General features: G+C 45.9%; 15 protein-coding genes and 1 pseudogene. 6 read left to right on the forward strand and 10 right to left on the reverse strand.

The genetic code is table 11. From position 1 onward, the window contains the following. The first annotated feature begins 56 nt into the window (after window positions 1-56). Complete coding sequence (gene thiC, locus CR164_RS07050) at window positions 57-1751, forward strand: phosphomethylpyrimidine synthase ThiC (RefSeq protein WP_110023223.1); 1695 nt, start codon at window positions 57-59, stop codon at window positions 1749-1751. An 83-nt stretch (window positions 1752-1834) separates the two neighbouring features. Here the strand turns inward: thiC and tpiA are convergent, their stop codons facing one another. The 5 genes from tpiA to trpE form a co-directional block, all read right to left on the reverse strand. Beyond that, window positions 1835-2587, reverse strand: a complete 753-nt coding sequence (gene tpiA / locus CR164_RS07055) for a triose-phosphate isomerase (protein ID WP_110023224.1) — start codon at window positions 2585-2587, stop codon at window positions 1835-1837. 2 nt (window positions 2588-2589) lie between these two features. Further along, window positions 2590-2814, reverse strand: a complete 225-nt coding sequence (locus CR164_RS07060; RefSeq protein ID WP_110023225.1) for an LSm family protein — start codon at window positions 2812-2814, stop codon at window positions 2590-2592. A 23-nt stretch (window positions 2815-2837) separates the two neighbouring features. Then, window positions 2838-3317 carry a transcription elongation factor GreA gene (gene greA, locus CR164_RS07065; RefSeq protein WP_110023226.1) on the reverse strand — a complete coding sequence of 160 codons (480 nt, stop codon included), beginning with the start codon at window positions 3315-3317 and terminating at the stop codon, window positions 2838-2840. A 144-nt stretch (window positions 3318-3461) separates the two neighbouring features. Next, window positions 3462-4976: a DegQ family serine endoprotease gene (locus tag CR164_RS07070; RefSeq protein ID WP_110023353.1), complete on the reverse strand. Its 1515-nt coding sequence runs from the start codon at window positions 4974-4976 to the stop codon at window positions 3462-3464. A 155-nt stretch (window positions 4977-5131) separates the two neighbouring features. After that, window positions 5132-6625 (reverse strand): anthranilate synthase component I, encoded by a 1494-nt coding sequence (gene trpE / locus CR164_RS07075; RefSeq protein WP_110023227.1) that lies wholly within the window; start codon window positions 6623-6625, stop codon window positions 5132-5134. A gap of 110 nt (window positions 6626-6735) precedes the next feature. Between trpE and CR164_RS07080 the strand changes: the two genes are divergently transcribed. Next, entirely contained in the window at window positions 6736-7176 is a 441-nt protein-coding gene (locus CR164_RS07080; RefSeq protein ID WP_110023228.1) for a hypothetical protein, read from the forward strand. Here CR164_RS07080 and lepB read toward each other — a convergent pair. The 4 genes from lepB to def all read right to left on the reverse strand — a co-directional run bounded on the left by lepB (window position 7170) and on the right by def (window position 11531). Then, the gene (lepB, locus tag CR164_RS07085; RefSeq protein WP_239994499.1) at window positions 7170-7997 is read right to left on the reverse strand and encodes a signal peptidase I; all 828 of its coding nucleotides are present in this window, start codon (window positions 7995-7997) and stop codon (window positions 7170-7172) included. The two genes, CR164_RS07080 and lepB, sit on opposite strands and share 7 nt — an antisense overlap. A gap of 118 nt (window positions 7998-8115) precedes the next feature. Next, complete coding sequence (gene lepA, locus CR164_RS07090; RefSeq protein WP_110023230.1) at window positions 8116-9933, reverse strand: translation elongation factor 4; 1818 nt, start codon at window positions 9931-9933, stop codon at window positions 8116-8118. 62 nt (window positions 9934-9995) lie between these two features. After that, window positions 9996-10949, reverse strand: a complete 954-nt coding sequence (fmt, locus tag CR164_RS07095) for a methionyl-tRNA formyltransferase (RefSeq protein ID WP_110023231.1) — start codon at window positions 10947-10949, stop codon at window positions 9996-9998. Window positions 10950-10970: 21 nt separating this feature from the next. Continuing rightward, a complete protein-coding gene (gene def, locus CR164_RS07100; RefSeq protein WP_110023232.1) occupies window positions 10971-11531 on the reverse strand; it encodes a peptide deformylase in 561 nt (186 codons plus the stop codon). A gap of 713 nt (window positions 11532-12244) precedes the next feature. On the opposite strand from def, the gene CR164_RS07105 reads away from it, so the two are divergent. Beyond that, the gene (locus tag CR164_RS07105) at window positions 12245-12802 is read left to right on the forward strand and encodes a DUF6144 family protein (protein ID WP_110023233.1); all 558 of its coding nucleotides are present in this window, start codon (window positions 12245-12247) and stop codon (window positions 12800-12802) included. Between the two features lie 121 nt (window positions 12803-12923). On the opposite strand, the pseudogene CR164_RS07110 reads toward CR164_RS07105, so the two are convergent. Next, window positions 12924-13016, reverse strand: a pseudogene (locus CR164_RS07110) (DUF4113 domain-containing protein); the annotation flags it as partial. Window positions 13017-13494: 478 nt separating this feature from the next. Here CR164_RS07110 and CR164_RS07115 point away from each other — a divergent pair. From CR164_RS07115 to CR164_RS07125, 3 genes are all read left to right on the forward strand, one after another. Beyond that, window positions 13495-15156 (forward strand): mechanosensitive ion channel domain-containing protein, encoded by a 1662-nt coding sequence (locus CR164_RS07115; protein WP_110023234.1) that lies wholly within the window; start codon window positions 13495-13497, stop codon window positions 15154-15156. A gap of 125 nt (window positions 15157-15281) precedes the next feature. Then, window positions 15282-15719: a Fur family transcriptional regulator gene (locus CR164_RS07120; protein WP_416145739.1), complete on the forward strand. Its 438-nt coding sequence runs from the start codon at window positions 15282-15284 to the stop codon at window positions 15717-15719. A 147-nt stretch (window positions 15720-15866) separates the two neighbouring features. Continuing rightward, window positions 15867-17120, forward strand: a complete 1254-nt coding sequence (locus tag CR164_RS07125; protein ID WP_110023236.1) for a cation:proton antiporter — start codon at window positions 15867-15869, stop codon at window positions 17118-17120. Window positions 17121-17136: the final 16 nt, after the last annotated feature.

Below are 17136 nucleotides of genomic sequence, written 5' to 3' on the forward strand. Positions count from 1 at the left end.
CTCTCCTTCGAACGGAACCTGCCGGCAGTTTTTTTAGTCTACAGCATAGAGATACCATGAGCAAAACAGCGGATAGCCTTTTTTGTCCTGAAAAGCATTTTTACGGACCCGACTCCGAAAAAATCTATATCGAGGGCTCCATGCACCCGGTGAAAGTCGGCATGCGGAAAATCAAACTTTCGCAAACCTACAATATCCAGGGTGAAGAATTTTCATTTTTCCCGCTCTATGATACCAGCGGCCCTTATTCGGATCCTTCAGCAGAACTCGACCTCGATCGAGGACTTCCCCGTATGCGCGACAGTTGGCACTGCAATCAAAACGATGTGGAGGAATCTCCTGCAAGTATCCCTTGCCCGATGAACGGAAGAAAACCTGTAAGGGCGAAACAGGGGCAACCCGTCACACAGATGCATTATGCTCGCAAAGGAATCATCACTCCTGAAATGGAGTATGTCGCCATCAGGGAGAACCAGCAGTTAGAAGCATGGATCGAGCGTTCACCCATCAAAGGTAAACCGTTCAAGCCTGTCACGCCTGATTTTGTCCGTGAGGAAGTTGCAAAAGGCAGGGCTATCATCCCGGCAAACATCAACCATCCTGAGCTGGAACCGATGGTTATCGGTAAAAATTTCAGGGTCAAGATCAATGCCAACATCGGCAATTCCGCACTTGGCTCATCAATCAGTGAAGAGGTTGAAAAAGCTGTCTGGGCCTGCCGATGGGGAGCCGATACCGTCATGGACCTCAGCACAGGTGAAAACATTCACACGACACGCGAATGGATTCTCAGAAATTCGCCCGTCCCTGTCGGCACTGTTCCGATCTACCAGGCCCTTGAAAAGGTAGGTGGCATTGCCGAAGAAATGACCTGGGAAATGTACCGGGACACGCTGATCGAACAGGCGGAACAGGGTGTGGATTATTTTACCATTCATTCCGGTATCCTTATGGATTTTCTACCCGCTGCAGCAAAAAGAACAACCGGTATTGTTTCAAGGGGCGGCTCGATTATCGCCAAGTGGTGCCGTGCGCACAACCACGAAAACTTTCTCTATACCCATTTCGATGAAATCTGCGAAATTCTCAGGGCATATGACATCGCCATATCGATAGGCGATGCCTTGCGCCCGGGTTCGATTGCCGACGCAAACGACGAGGCACAGTTCAGTGAATTGAAAACCCTTGGAGAACTTACCCTGAAAGCCTGGAAATACGATGTTCAGGTTATGATTGAAGGTCCGGGCCATGTACCAATGAACCTCATTGAAGAGAACATGCAAAAGCAGCTCGAGTACTGCCACGAAGCACCTTTTTACACCTTGGGACCGTTGGTTACCGATATCGGAGCCGGCTACGACCATGTCAACTCGGCAATCGGTGGGACGTTGCTTGCAAGTATGGGGTGTGCGATGCTTTGCTATGTCACCCCGAAAGAGCATCTGGGACTTCCCAAAAAAGATGATGTACGCGAAGGGGTTATTGTACACAAACTGGCTGCTCATGCCGCCGATCTAGCAAAAGGGAATCCGGTTGCCTGGCTGCATGACAATCTTATGAGTAGCGCGCGTTATGCTTTTTCCTGGAACGACCAGTTCAACCTTTCCCTCGATCCGGCGAGAACCCGTCAGGTTCATGCTGAAAATTCACCTGACAACGCGGATACGGTCACAGATGATAACTTCTGCACCATGTGCGGTCCCGATTTCTGTTCGATGAAAAAGTCGCAGGAAGCAACCGGGAAACCATAACAGACAGGGATATGAAACAAGAAAGGCACAATAATCGTGCATTATTGTGCCTTCCCGACTTTTGCCTTTTTCCTTTTGACTTCTTATCCCGCTGCTTTCACAATCGCCACAAAATCTTCGGCTTTGAGGCTCGCTCCACCGATGAGTCCGCCGTCGATATTCGGCATGGCAAACAATTCAACGGCGTTTGAAGGTTTCACGCTTCCACCGTACTGAATGCGGAGATTCCCGGCAGCCGACTCCCCAAACATATCGCTGATCGTCGCACGGATTGAAGCATGAACCTCTTCAGCCTGCTCAGGTGTTGCCGTCTTTCCTGTTCCGATAGCCCACACCGGCTCATAAGCCAGAACAACGCCGCCAAGATCACCGACATCCTTCAGACCTTCACGAACCTGTTCGGTAACTATCTTGTCCGTAATGCCGCCTTCCCGCTCTTCGAGGGTCTCGCCGACGCACATGATAACCTGCATGCCTTCCGCCAGCGCTTTTCTGACCCTGAGGTTCACTGTCCGGTTGGTCTCACCGAAATACTGCCTGCGCTCGGAATGTCCGATAATAACGTATGCACAACCCAGAGACTCCAGCATTCGTACCGAAATCTCACCGGTATAAGCGCCGTCATCTTCATAGTGGCAATTCTGCGCGGCAAGCCGGATATCGCTCGATCCGATAACTTTTCCAACCTCCGTAAGTGCAGGAAAAGCCGGGGCAATCCCGACTTCACAAAGAAGAGTGCTGTTTCCGAGGTGCTCAAGAATTGCCGAGGCAAGCTCACTTGCTTCAGCAACGGTTTTGTTCATTTTCCAGTTACCTACAACAATTTTTTTACGCATGATCAATAGTCGGTTACAATATCTCTGTAGATTTTATCAATCTGGTCGAGAGGAAACTTATGTTTTCCCGAACGTGCATCCCTGAGAATGACCTCAGACTGATTCACCGAAACAATCCGACCATGCCACACCCTGTCCTCTATGGTAATAAGATTCACTTCCTTGTCGATGAGATCGCTGTTTCCCCGGATCTGACCGGCCTTATAGACAATCTGACGTTTCCCCATGACTTCAATCGTTTTTTGCGAGGTTATTTAACAAATATTTCAAGTATCTCATAGTGAAGTTGCCCTTTTGGCACATTTATCTGCACCTTTTCTCCAACCGCCTTCCCCAGAAGTCCCCGGCCAACAGGAGAACGAACCGATATCTTTCCCTGATCGGTATCTGCTTCTTCGGAAGAAACCAGGGTATACTCGATAATCTCTTCTTCAACAATCAAGTTTTTCAACTTCACGGAAGTCAAAATATAGACCTTGTCGGTCCTTATCTGTTTTGGATCGAGAATCGTCGCCCTTGTGAGCTTGTTTTCCAGTTCGCCAATGCGGCTCTCCAACTGCCGCTGCTCTTCTCTGGCCGCCTCATATTCCGCATTCTCACTGAGATCACCATGAGCCCTTGCTTCAGCGATTTTTTCAAGAACTTCCGCTCGCGTCTCACTCTTGAGTCTGTTCAGCTCGTCTTTCAACCTGTTATATCCCTCTTTGGTCAGATACACTCTATCGCTCATATCTCTTCTGTTTGTTATTCATTCACGCCCTGTATATCCTAGCGTCTCTTTGTCAATAAAAAAAGTAAAGCCAGCGTGCCGCTGACTTTACCTCTCTTCGTTCAAGATCAATTTACAATTCTTTGTACTGCTTACAAAGCTGGTTTACAGGTTAAAAGCAAAATACACATTGCTATCCCCTCGCTTGACGAGCAAAAATAACAGATCACCCTCTTTCATCTTACCGACAATTGATAAAAACTGTTTGTACGATGTGATGTCCTTTCTATTTGCCGCCTTGACTACATCACCGTTACGCAGACCGGCGCGGTAAGCATTACCAGCCGGGTCAACGTCTGTAACGACAACTTTTCCGGCATCGGTCTGTAACCTGTACCTCGATGCCAATTCAGAAGACATGGGCGCTGCGGTGAAACCAAGCAAATCACTCATCTCCTGCTGCTGTTCGGCAGCAACAGGTTGATCCGGGATCTGGTCGAGCTTCACCGAAAGAGTTTTCATAGTACCGTCCCTCCATATGGTCAGCTTAACTACGGTACCTGGTGATGTTCTGGCAACGGTGTTACGCAGTTCAATGGTATCCCTGACCTTTTTTCCGTTCATCTCAATAATGACATCACCTGTTTTCAAACCCCCTGCTTCCGCAGGGCTTTTCTCGACAACCGTACCGACAAGCACTCCCTCGGCTTTCTTGAGTTTAAGACCTTTTGCGATGTTCTCATCCACATCCTGTATCGTCACACCAAGCCATCCTCTGGTAACCTTGCCGGTCTTAATGAGCGACTGCATGATCTGTCGAGCCATATTTGACGGAACAGCAAAACCAATCCCCTGAAAGCCACCGGTACGGCTCGCTATGGCCGTATTTATGCCGACCAGCTCTCCGTTGATATTCACGAGAGGCCCTCCCGAATTCCCTGGATTGATCGCGGCATCAGTCTGAATGAAGTCTTCATAGTCGGCCAGACCGACATTTGCACGGCCTTTAGCACTGACAATCCCCTGTGTTACTGTCCGGGCAAGGTTTTCCCCCAGAGGGCTGCCAATAGCAATCACCCACTCACCAACCCGTAATGCATCACTGTCACCAATAGCAATAGGCTTCAGATTTTTCACTTCGACTTTAATGACTGCGATATCTGTCTTAGGATCCGTACCGATAACTTTTGCCTGCACCTTTTTGTTGTCATGGGTTCTGATATAAATGTTATCGGCCTTATCGACAACGTGATTGTTCGTCAGGATATATCCGTCACTGCTGACGACAACCCCCGAACCGAGCCCTCGTAAAACCTCCTTGCGACCGTTGGCACCCTCTTCACGTCTTCTCGGTGTCTCAAAAAAATCATCGAATGGGCTCCCGAAAAAATCAAAAGGTGAAATAAATCTCCGGTTGACGGTTTTTTCGGTGAAAATAGTCACAACCGAAGGAGTCGCAGATTCGGCAATCTGTACGAAAGCTTCATTGAAATCTTTGAGGGTACGAATCGGTTTGTCCTGAAAAGTATTGGCCGCCGACGCCATGTTGATATGGTTGGATACAGCCACCTTACTCTCATCTTTTGCCGGAAAGGTAAACTCCAGGTTGGAAAACACGAGCCAACCTATGGCCACCCCAGCGAGAACCAAAAACAGGTAGGATAGTTTTTTCTTATTCATCTTGTTCAGCATTTATTCATGTTATCACTTTGATAATTGATTTGTATGTAAAATCTATCGTTTTACATTTTCCACCACTGTTTCATAACAGCAATAACTACACAGAGCGTTTAAAGGATACACTCGAAAATCAACAAGCCCGCAGCATCCAAATATCATTCCTCAAAATTTTCAAGGGCATCAACAGTACGTAACCCGGCTTGCATTTTGTTCATGGTCTCCTCAAATTCATTCAGAGGCACCGAATCGGCAACAATACCACCCGCCGCCTGAAAATAAATGATATTGTCTCTAACAACCATTGTCCTTATGGCAATTGCGGTTTCAAGCTGTCCCCGGAAATCGATAAACCCTACCGCGCCACCGTAAAGACCACGTTTTTCTTCCTCCAGTTCGTAAATAATCTCCATTGCCCTCACTTTCGGCGCACCGGTCAAGGTGCCTGCAGGAAAACAGGCCCAGAATGCATCCATCGGACTGTAACTATCCTGCAGCTCTCCCCGGACATTACTGACAATATGCATAACATGGGAGTAGCGTTCGATGATCATTTTTTCATTGGTCTCGACAGTACCGATCTTTGCAATCCTACCGATATCGTTCCGGCTCAAGTCAATAAGCATCAAATGCTCGGCAAGTTCTTTTTCATCCGATAACAACTCTTTTTCGATCCTGGCGTCCTCTTCATATGTTTTGCCCCTCGGCCTGGTACCGGCAATCGGACGTGTATCGACAATCCTTCGCCCGTCTTCATCCATACCCACCTTGACAAGCAGCTCGGGAGACGACCCAACTATGTCGAAATCTCCCATATCGAAATAGTACAGATAAGGTGAGGGGTTTATGGTTCGCAACATGCGATACACATCAAACGGCCCGGTATTCAGCTGACGTTTGAGTCTTTGGGAAACCTGAACCTGAAAAATGTCACCGGCTCTGATATGCTCTTTGGCGACAAGAACCTTCTTGAGGAAATCTTCTTTAACAGTATTGGAAACAACCTCTTCATGCTTTTCCGGTCTTAGCTGTATGCAAAGAGGGTCAAGAGGCTGAAACATTTTAGCACGAATGGTTTCGATAACCTGTTCCGCTCTGTTCCGGTCTTCCTCACCGAGGTAGTTGACAACGATAAACACTTTCCGTTTGACATTGTCAAAAACAACCAGCTTGTCACAGAACAGCAGGAAAACATCGGGCAGACCTGACGGATCCGGTTTACGGGGAAAAGGGATCTTTTCAACCAGATGCATTGTATCATAACTGAAATATCCAAAGGCTCCGGACGTAATCATCGGGGAAGATCCAACCATGCTTTCTACCTGCTGGGACGACCCGAATGCGCCAAGACAACGATCGATGACTTTCCTCAACTCTCGTTCTCCTGCTATCAGAGCTTCGAGACCCTTGAAACGCTCATCCCTCACCTGAAGAGAAATATCTCCATCGACCGAACCTTTAAGAATCGCGACCGGATCAATCGCTATGTAGGAAAAACGGGCAAGCTTTTCTTCTCCCTCGACAGATTCGAGCAAACATGAATAAACCTCCCGAAGTTTCAGATACACCGAAACAGGGGTTTCAGTGTCCGCATGAACAGCTTTGATGAGAGGATTAAGAATAAAATCGGTCGAAGGACCTGTATGTGACATAAGTCAGAGCGATGAATGAATAATGCAAATGCTTAAATAAAAGAAAAAATCACTATCATGAAATAGAGAGTAAATCTCGTTAACCCCTTACCCTTTCGCCAACATAAAGGATGGGTAGATCTTATTCAGAAAAAACGATAACTTTTATCAACTGGCTAAAAGCACTGGCATTATCACCGGGGGTGCTTTTTTCAGCCGGGTATCTTGTTATTTACCTCCTTACCAACGTCTATCTCAACAGCGCGCTCAAGAACACCATTTTGCAGGAAATTGAAACTGCAACAGAAAACCGATACACTATTTCAGTTGAACATCTTCGTGCCGGAATTGACTTACAGTCGGTTACGCTACGAAATCTCGAATTCATACCGGTAAAAAAACAGAATCAGCAAGAAGAAAACCCCGGACTCTCTCTTCCCAACCTGCACATCGAACAGGTGAATCTCTGCAATCTTCTTTTCAGCCGACAGTGCGTAGAACATTCAACCAGAGAAATTTCACGACACATTCTCTGCATCAATCATCTGCTGGTACTGTCATTGCCTCAATGAACCATCAAACCGGTTCTTTGCCAACGAATCGAATTGAGCTTTTCAACCGGATTCAACAGGGAAATGTTCGGATTCCATGACCAGTAAACCATCAAAGCCTCACCGACCATATCCCGTTCAGGTAAGAATCCCCAAAAACGGCTATCGAGACTGTTATCCCTGTTATCCCCCATAACAAAGTAATAGTTCTGCTCAATGGTATAGGTATCGGCAGGCTGACCGTCGATAAGAATTGTACCATCTGTAACTCCGATACTATGCCCTTCTTCGGCAATCAATGAGGCATAGAGATAGTAACCCTTTTCGTTCAGCGTTACGACATCGCCTTTGCGAGGAACACGGATCGGGCCGTAATTGTCCTTATTGAAACCTGAAAACCTTGGAAACACCTGCTGGTCCGGATATCCTGCGGGCATCAAATCAGCGAGAAACTGTGCATGCTCCGGAAATATTGCCTCTTCACCATTTATGAAGAGTCTGCGGTCCTTGATTTCGAGCACATCTCCACTTATCGCCACGCAACGTTTTATGTAGTTTAAAGACCTGTCCTTCGGAAATTTGAACACAACGATATCCCCCCGTTCGACAGAATCGATTCCCGGTAACCTGATATCGGTAAAAGGAACCTTTGCCCCATAGATATATTTGTTTACAAATAAAAAATCACCGGCAAGCAGTGTTTTTTCCATAGAGCTTGTTGGTATACGATACGATTCTACAACAAATACTCTTATGAGAGTGGCAAATACAAGTGCAATCAGTAAAGCCTCAAACCACTCTTTTGAATGCTGTTTTCCCGTTTTCTCTTTACCTTTTCCCAAAACCTTTATTTTTTGAATGTTACAACCGGAACCGCTTTCCAGACCACTGTTTTTTTTGACGCTTTTCATCCCGTTATCTTGCGGCGCTCCGCCTGGATATGGCACCTACCCCGGCACTCTACTGATCATCCATATTCAATACAGCGAGAAACGCTTCCTGGGGAACTTCCACCCGCCCGACCTGCTTCATCCGTTTTTTACCTTCTTTCTGCTTTTCCAACAGCTTTCGCTTTCGGCTGATATCCCCTCCATAGCATTTGGCAAGAACGTTCTTTCTCATTGCAGAGATGGTCTCACGGGCTATGACCCTGCTTCCGATCGCGGCCTGAATAGCGACTTCATACATCTGTCGTGGAATAATGCCTCTGAGCTTCTGGCATAGCTTTCTCCCCCACTCATATGCTTTTGAACGATGAACAATGGTGGAAAGCGCATCAACCGGTTCACCATTGAGAAGTACGTCGAGCTTGACAAGATCCGAAACACGATAGCCGATATATTCATAATCCATCGACGCATATCCTTTCGATACCGACTTGAGTTTGTCATGAAAGTCAAAAACAATCTCGGCAAGCGGAAACTCGAACTGCAAATTCACCCTCGAAGTATCAAGATAATCGGTATTCTTATACTCTCCCCGCCGCTCCATGGCAAGCTTCATGATATTACCGATATAGTCTGCCATCGTGATAATATGAATGCTGACATATGGCTCCTCGATCTGTTTGATCAACCCGGCGTCAGGCATTTTCGAGGGATTGTCAACGACAAGCGTCTCTCCGTCGGTTGAGACGACCCTGTACTCAACGTTGGGAACCGTTGTTATGATGTTGACCTGATATTCCCTCTCCAGCCGCTCCTGTATGATTTCCATGTGCAACAACCCGAGAAACCCACACCTGAACCCGAAACCGAGTGCTGCAGATGTTTCAGGGGTATAGACCAGGGAAGCGTCGTTCAATGAAAGTTTTTCAAGTGACTCACGAAGATCTTCGAACTCATCGGAGTTCACCGGATAGAGACCGCTGAAAACCATCGGCTTGACATCTTTATACCCTGCAAGCCGTTCCCTCGCCGGAGCATCAGCAAGAGTAACCGTATCGCCCACTTTGGCATCCCGGACATCTTTGATGGAACAAATAAGGTAGCCGACATCTCCCGACTCGAGCACTTTGGAAGGCTGTCGTTTGAGCCCCATGGATCCGATCTCGTCAGCGACAAAAACTTTGTTGTTGGCAAAAAAACTGACTCGATCCCCTTTCTTGAGAACACCGTCAACAATGCGCAAATAAACGATTGCACCACGATATGCATCGAACACCGAATCGAAAATCAGAGCCCGGAGAGGTTGATCACGATGATTGACAGGTGCCGGAATTCTTGCAATAATAGCCTCGAGCAAAACATCGACTCCAATACCGGCCTTTGCCGATACCTCGACAATTTCACTTCTTTCAACACCCATAAGATCGACAATCTGCTGAGCCACCCCTTCTACATCAGCGGAAGGAAGGTCTATTTTATTGATGACCGGAATAATTTCCAGTCCGGCCTCAACGGCGAGATAGAGATTGGCAATAGTCTGAGCCTCGACCCCCTGCGTAGCATCGACCACAAGCAACGCCCCTTCACAAGCGGCCAGAGAACGTGAAACTTCATAACTGAAATCAACATGTCCCGGGGTATCGATAAGGTTCAGAATATATGCATCACCATCGACAGCCTTATAGTGCATACGGATTGCATGACTTTTTATGGTGATACCTCGTTCACGTTCAAGCTCCATATCATCAAGCACCTGTTCAGCTACCTGATTGTGCTGTAACGTATCAGTCGCTTCCAAAAATCGATCTGCAAGCGTAGATTTTCCGTGATCTATATGAGCTATGATACAGAAGTTCCTGATAGTATTGACTACCCTACTGCTCGAAGGCATAAACTGTTCATATTTAGTTGAAATTCGCAAAAACACCGGGGAATATAATGAATCCGGTTTCCCTATGAAAACAAGGGGCACTCCTCTTCACAACGGAACCCACAACAGAATTCAACAGCGTTCATCTTGCGCTTACCCTCCATTTGAAGAGAGATGATCTCAACCCACCCGTCAAGCCCCATAACAAACAACCGGTTTCCATCCGTCGAGAAACTGCCCGGCACCATTGCCTGCTGCTTCGATTCAGGAAGCTGAAAATCAGAAGGGATCGCTTTATAGATCTTTACTTTTTTATGATTGAATACCGTCCAGGCTGTTGGTCTGGGTGAAAGACCTCTGACAAAATCACAAATAGCATCGACAGGCTCGGCCCAGTCAATCCGGGTATTTTCAGTGGTTAATTTGGGAGCCTTGGTCATCTTGGCTTCATCTTGCGGTAGTGGCTCTGCTTTACCCTCCCTGATAAGCTTCAGAGTCGTAACAACCGCGCCCGCACCGACAACCGATAATCGACCGGCAAGCTCTCCTGCCGTTTCCTCAACCCCGATATTTGTTTTCTCCTGCAATATAATGCTTCCGGTATCGACACGTTTTCGCAGGAAAAATGTCGTCACTCCCGTTTCCCTGTCACCGTTGATTATTGCCCAGTTGACCGGAGCAGCACCTCTGTAATGCGGCAGTAACGAAGCATGAAGATTGAACGCCCCTAACCTTGCTTGCTCAAAAACCGAAGGAGGCAGGATACGAAAAGCTGCAACGACAATTACGTCGGGCCGGTACCGCGCAACAGTTCCGGCAAAACGAGGATCCTTTACGTCATCTATTTCAAAAACTGTAAATCCCAGTTCCTTTGCTGCTTTCTTAACAGGGGTAGGTTCAGGCTCGGAACGTCTACTTCTTCTTGGTTTGTCCTTGCCGGTAACCACAAGAACAATTTCAAATTCATTGTCTAATTCAGCTATTGCGCGAAGAGAAGGGACAGCAAACTCGGGCGTTCCCATAAAAATAATTCTCATTGAAAAATCTTTTTTTCATTTTCACTTCACTTCGCAATCCAACGTCTGCGTAGCAATAGGGTAGCTGGTCCTTACCTCGCCACGAGTTATCGCATCAAGCTCTTTCTGAATTTTCCTGCGGTTTCGCCGCTGCATACGATCGACAAAAAGCGTTCCGTCGAGATGATCGACCTCATGCTGCAACACCCGTGCAGTAAGGTCGTTAAACTCCGCGGTATGCTCTTCGAAATGCTCGTCACGGTATTTGATCTGTATGGATGAAGGACGTACAACATCACCCCTGACATCAGGAATACTCAAGCAACCTTCATTCATCGAGACAAAACCTTTCACAGCAAGGATGTGAGGGTTGATGACCACCATCGGGGAAGCTTTTTCATACCCTTCGGCAATGGAAATATCGACTACAAGCAAGCGTAGAGAAGCACCCACCTGGGGAGCTGCGAGTCCAATCCCGTCGGCATTCCTCATGGACTCGAACATATTGCCTATAAGTTCTTCAAGCTGCTCATCCGCCCCTTTCAAAGGCTTTGTTTTCCGGCGCAGCACCTGGTCACTGTAAGTGTTAATCGGTAATATCATTCTACTAAAATGGACAATTAAAATGTTGTTTACCAAACCTGCAGACAGGCTAAAAAGTTGCCTCCCCTGCCTTGAGCGAAACATGCCTGGCCACACCGTACCGGTTGCCCTGCAAACCCTCGTCCCAAAACATCTGTCTTTTGAATTCGGCAATATCAGCTTGATTTTACTTTAATCATGAAGCAAATCAATAAACAGCAACAAGATAACAACTTAAACCCAAAACCATAGAGCCGAGACGTAAGAGGCACAAAGCCGCCCTCTTTCAAGCTTACCTCACCATCGTTTGGCGATATAATCTATTAATTTTCAAACAACAAAAAAGAGGCCGCCTTAAAAGGCGAGCCTCTCACATAGCAAACAGGCAATCATTACTAGTTCATTGCCCCTTCTCATGGTTGTCATCTTCGGGCTTGACCCTGGGCTCCATCTTCCAAAGAAAGCCGATATGGATTCCACTTCCCTGTGAAATCCGAACCCCTGTTTCACGAGGCACAGTTCTCCCATGACAACTATAGCGCTCTATGACGGTATAGAGAAAATGGTCCGGTTAACGGCTTATAAGCAAACACAAAAGCTTCTCTAAACCTTGCGTTACAGTAAACGGGGCAAGTTCCCTTGAGCGTCAATCAAGCACACAGTATATTCAGAATACCACAGAAAATCTGTAGCGCAAATACTACATAATGTTGGGCATATACATAGGAAAAAATATGGAATACTTAGAAGGTGGCCGGTTTGGCAGAATCACAAAACATTTAAGAAAGCAAGGATATGAAAATGAGATGGAAGACATTCTCCATGATTCTAAAAACTTCCCCAAGCTCAAAAAGCCCGAACAAACAAAATATGTCGAAACTGTGATGGGCAGAATGGAAAAAAGCATTGGCAAAGATAATGCCGAAAGAGTTTTATTTGAATGTGGTGTACAGTGTTGCGGGAAATCGTGGTCGAGTTTTGTAAAACGTATTTGGAATCAATCCAAGTCGATGAACGACTTCTTTATTAAATTGAATGAGGAAGAGGAAAGATACAATACTCAATTCACTTACGACCCAGACAGGAACTCAATTGCAATTGAAAGAAGTAAATGTGTATGTGGTTTAATAAATAAAGGAAAGCCTTTTAAAACGCATAAAAGCTACTGCAAGTGCAGTATAGGTCATATGTCTGTTTTCTTCAATACAGTATTCAACGTCAAGGAAGTTCACATTAAGCAATCAATCTATTCCGGTTCTGATACATGTAAATGGCATATCCAATTGAAATGAATCTGCCAAACAATAACGTTCAGGCCGACAGCCCCGCCACTCGTTTTTCACTATGGGGTCAGCTGCTGATGCCGGTGTTATATCCTGCGCTCAACCGAGCATCATCCAAAACCTCTACCCCTTACTCGATAATATCTTCCCACCGCGTCGTGTAACGGGGAGAAAGCTTCTCCATACGCGGCTTCTTCCACCCCGTAGGTGACTCGATGGCAAGCCGAAGGGTTCCGTAGCTTTAGCCATCAAGAGCCTGCATGGCCACTGCACCATCATCATTCGATGAACCTGACACATCGAATATCGAGGGCGTCACGCATTCCTGCGACGCTTCTAAAAGCTATTGCGTTATGAAGGTGTGGAACCGTAAGCCAAGAAACTCGCGCCGCGCTTTGTTCCTCCTGGCAGTGTAACCAGCTGCCGGAAGTCCAGATACAGGTTTTCTCATCCTTTTGAAATTGCCTTTTTTCGTAACTTGACTTTTACCATGTACCTATTTTTCGAATTACCATTGTACAAATAAGGCACAAAAATGATCGTACTCTATCGGTTTTCGAGCAATGAGCGGTTTCAGTAAACTCTCGGAAAACCACGTGAAACAAGCGTCAGAAGGGAATCACAGAAGTGTACAGACCTTGCCGGGTTGGTATGCGCTTAAATTCAGTTAAATTAGACACGATCATTTATAAACGATGACAATGAAAAAACATCTCATCACATATATTGTCTTTTTGCTGCTCTTTTCAGCAAGCATAAACATTGCGATTGCAGACACAACATCGCAAAAAACCGACCTATCGCAACAGGCAGGCCTTATAGTTCCCGTAACAACTGAAACCGTTACAGATACTTTAGAAGCCGAGCCGGCTACTCCGCCAAAAATCGACGATAAGGATGTTATAAAGTTTTTTTCCGACTCACTGAAGCAACAAAGCGGATTTCCGGTCATTGTCAACAACAATGAAGTTTTTCGCCTACACGGCAAAATCGCATCTATCGAACCAGAGCAAAGAGCCCAGAAAACATCAAAACTCCTGACAGAATTTTTCCGCTCGTCAACTCCGGTTGACTCGCTCATAATCGTTGAGGGAGAAACGCTGACGGCAATCAGAACCCAAAAGGACATCATAGCAGCATTCAGCGAAGAAGATGCCATAGCTGAAAATATGTCAAGGCGTGAGCTTGCCGATTCAGCTCTTGCAAAAATCTCGAATCAGGCAGAAAAATTCAGGCAAGAAACCAGCGGACGAAATATAGCATTCAGCATCCTCAAATCTCTTCTGCTGTTAGTGGCACTGGGAGTTGTCTGGCATTATCTGCACAGCTTTTTTACCCTCATCGACGGATGGATACAAAAAATCAGGCTGCACAACACCTCCTCCAGCCCGAACAAGCTCATACAAATGCTTTCCCCCGACCATTTTGCATCGGGACTCGAATGGTTCAGTAAAATAACCGAGTTGTTTCTGAAAGTCCTTTTGATCTATGCTTACCTCACTACAATGCTGAGCTTCTTCCCCTGGACAGAGGACTTATCGACCAACCTGCTTGCATTCGTTCTGGAACCGGCAAAAAAATTATCAAACGAATTTATCGCCCTGATTCCAAATGTTATTGCAATCATTATCCTGATTATCATTACCCGTTACCTCGGCAAGTTCAGCGATGTTTTCTTCAGAAACATCTCAAAAGGAGAGCTCAAGTTTGGTGATTTTGATGCCGAATGGGCGGAACCGACAAGAAAAATCGTCAAAATAATTCTCTACCTCTTGTTGGTATTCCTGCTTTTTGCATCTTTGCCGTTAACTAACAACCGAACGATACTGGCGCTGTTCATAATTTTAGGTCTGACTGTTTCACTCAGCGCAGTGCCTGCATTCCAGAACATAATCGCCGGTATAATGCTCAATTATACTGGGTCTTTCAGAATCGGTGACAGGGTTAAATTCGGAGACATTACCGGTGACATCGTTTATAAAGGTCCTCTTGTAATCCGCATAAAAAATCTTTTGAATGAAATCATCCTCATACCAAACTCAACTGCATTTCGTTCAAAAATTATAAATTATACGGAATCAGTTCAAAAAAACGGGCACTTGTCACTTGAACTTGTACTTTATTTGAAAGAAAACTTAAAAACTGAAACACTTCGTGAGTTGGTAATTGACGCAGCATTGAGAACAGATGGTATCATGCTCGATCCGAAACCGTTGTTTTTAAGGGCTGAAACAAAGAACGGATTATTCGGCTATACGCTCAGGGTAAATACCAAGGAAGAGAAAAATCTGGAAACCGTCTATTCCAGACTTTTCCAGAATGTCCAGAACAAGCTGCAGGAAAACAATTACAATCTGTCCTGAACGGATTGTCTCTCAACAGACCCCTATCTAACCGAATCATACCAATGGCCTTTTCAAAAAAAATTAAGAACAAAAAAAACCTTTCTCAGCTGGCGTTGCAGGCGGAAACCATTTTCAAAGAGTCAATGAAAGAAGAGGGATACCGATGCACTCGGGAAAGGTTGACTGTTTTACGCGAAATCTATGAATCCGATAGCCACCTTGATGCCGACGAAATATTCGTGCGGCTGAAAAAAAAGGGGGTCAGTATATCCAGAGCGACAGTTTATCACACTCTTGACCTGCTGTTCAAATTTCACCTGGTCAACAAAATCGACCTTGGCCATAAACACACACATTACGAAAAGTCCTATGGGGTAGCCAACCATCTGCACATCATTTGTGAACAGTGTGACCGGGTCGTCGAAGTGCACAGTGATGAGCTCAATAAACTCCTTGACAAGCTTTGTGAAAAAAACGGTTTTATGCTTGGCAGTTTCAGCCTCCAAGTCTTTGCAAAGTGCCGCGAAGAAATGGAAGATCAGTGCTGCTCGAAATCCCTCAACAACACACGGAAACACTGACGGTGATACCCTTTTGCCGTTTCTGTTTTTCAATACAGCTGTTCATGACTTAAAAGTAGATCACTCACGGTTCGACTGTCCCTTGACCTGTCTTTTGTCACTGTTTTTACGGAATAATTTGAAACGCTCGTGCTTTAGGGATTGATTATGGATGTTTCCTTCTTTGCAGCCTTGATCGGCGGCATCATAGTTCTCGGTGTTCTCGGCGATTTTCTTTTCACCAAAACCAAGATACCGACTCCGGTTATTCTCATGTTTGCAGGGATAGTGCTTGGCCCTGCTACGCATATATTGAAAAGTGATATCTTTTTTGAAATCGCCCCGTACTTCGGAACCTTTGCACTTATCCTCATTCTTTTTGAAGGTGGACTGGATTTGGAGTTCGACCTGGTGATACGGCAGTTTTCGTCCGCTTTGCTGTTGGGGTTTCTTTCATTTACCGTAGGAGCAGCCGGCGTCACCTCCATCTGCCTCATTCTTTTTCAGATGGAAATGACCGATGCTCTTTTTTACGGGTTCATTTTTGGCGGTACAAGTCCGGCGGTTATTCTGCCGGTCCTGCCAAGATTGTCCATCACGAAAAACCTTAAAACCCTGCTCACGCTCGAAGCGGTCATCAGCGAGGTCCTTACAGTTATCTCTGTTATCATCTACATCAAAATCCTCAAAGGAGGACAATACGAAGGAATCTCCATTCTCAACCATATCTTGGCAAGCATCGGAATATCGATTCTTCTCGCAGCTGTCAGCGGACTGGTATGGAGCCGTTTCATGGGATACTTCAGCAAGCAGAATCTCGCTTATATGCTTACCCTCGGTTTTATCCTTCTTCTCTACACTCTCACTGATTTTCTTGGCGGTGAAGGTGCGATAACCATTCTTGCTTTCGGCATCCTGCTCGGCAATAGTAAAATACTTGCGACGAAATCCCAATCTGTACTCCAAAAACTCAACAGCACTGTAAACATTGCCGATTTTGAAATCGATGAGGTTGTAAAAAAAATCAATGCTGAACTGACTTTTCTCGTACGAACCTTTTTCTTCGTATTTATCGGTCTGCTTGTTGACTTCACCTTCTTTACGCTGGATGTTCTTTTGATAGCTGTAGCTATTTTGACAATTTTCTTCATCAGCCGTATCGCCACGATCAACATTGTTCGCCCGCTTTCTCCATCTCTTAAGAGTGCACACATTTCCTCGACTTTGGGGCTCATCCCGAGGGGACTCGCAACCGCAGTCATGGCTTTCACTCTCCTGAACAGCGGTGTTTTCACTTCCAGCCAGCTCCTTTCGGTGGTTTTCGCGGTCATTCTGGCCAGTAATCTACTGATGTCGGTATTTGTCTATTACTATGAAAGCAGATGCAGACGTACTGCAAAGAATGAAGACGCAAGCAACTAAAGCACAATATTCACCC

Origin of the sequence: Prosthecochloris marina (genome assembly GCF_003182595.1) — a bacterium.
GTDB classification, from domain to species: domain Bacteria; phylum Bacteroidota; class Chlorobiia; order Chlorobiales; family Chlorobiaceae; genus Prosthecochloris; species Prosthecochloris marina.

Coding starts and splice junctions, on each gene's coding strand:
- thiC (WP_110023223.1), top strand. CDS start 57: ATGAGCAAAACAGCGGATAGCCTTTTTTGTCCTGAAAAGCATTTTTAC.
- tpiA (WP_110023224.1), bottom strand. CDS start 2,587: ATGCGTAAAAAAATTGTTGTAGGTAACTGGAAAATGAACAAAACCGTT.
- CR164_RS07060 (WP_110023225.1), bottom strand. CDS start 2,814: ATGGGGAAACGTCAGATTGTCTATAAGGCCGGTCAGATCCGGGGAAAC.
- greA (WP_110023226.1), bottom strand. CDS start 3,317: ATGAGCGATAGAGTGTATCTGACCAAAGAGGGATATAACAGGTTGAAA.
- CR164_RS07070 (WP_110023353.1), bottom strand. CDS start 4,976: ATGAATAAGAAAAAACTATCCTACCTGTTTTTGGTTCTCGCTGGGGTG.
- trpE (WP_110023227.1), bottom strand. CDS start 6,625: ATGTCACATACAGGTCCTTCGACCGATTTTATTCTTAATCCTCTCATC.
- CR164_RS07080 (WP_110023228.1), top strand. CDS start 6,736: ATGGGTAGATCTTATTCAGAAAAAACGATAACTTTTATCAACTGGCTA.
- lepA (WP_110023230.1), bottom strand. CDS start 9,933: ATGCCTTCGAGCAGTAGGGTAGTCAATACTATCAGGAACTTCTGTATC.
- fmt (WP_110023231.1), bottom strand. CDS start 10,949: ATGAGAATTATTTTTATGGGAACGCCCGAGTTTGCTGTCCCTTCTCTT.
- def (WP_110023232.1), bottom strand. CDS start 11,531: ATGATATTACCGATTAACACTTACAGTGACCAGGTGCTGCGCCGGAAA.
- CR164_RS07105 (WP_110023233.1), top strand. CDS start 12,245: ATGGAATACTTAGAAGGTGGCCGGTTTGGCAGAATCACAAAACATTTA.
- CR164_RS07115 (WP_110023234.1), top strand. CDS start 13,495: ATGAAAAAACATCTCATCACATATATTGTCTTTTTGCTGCTCTTTTCA.
- CR164_RS07120 (WP_416145739.1), top strand. CDS start 15,282: ATGAAAGAAGAGGGATACCGATGCACTCGGGAAAGGTTGACTGTTTTA.
- CR164_RS07125 (WP_110023236.1), top strand. CDS start 15,867: ATGGATGTTTCCTTCTTTGCAGCCTTGATCGGCGGCATCATAGTTCTC.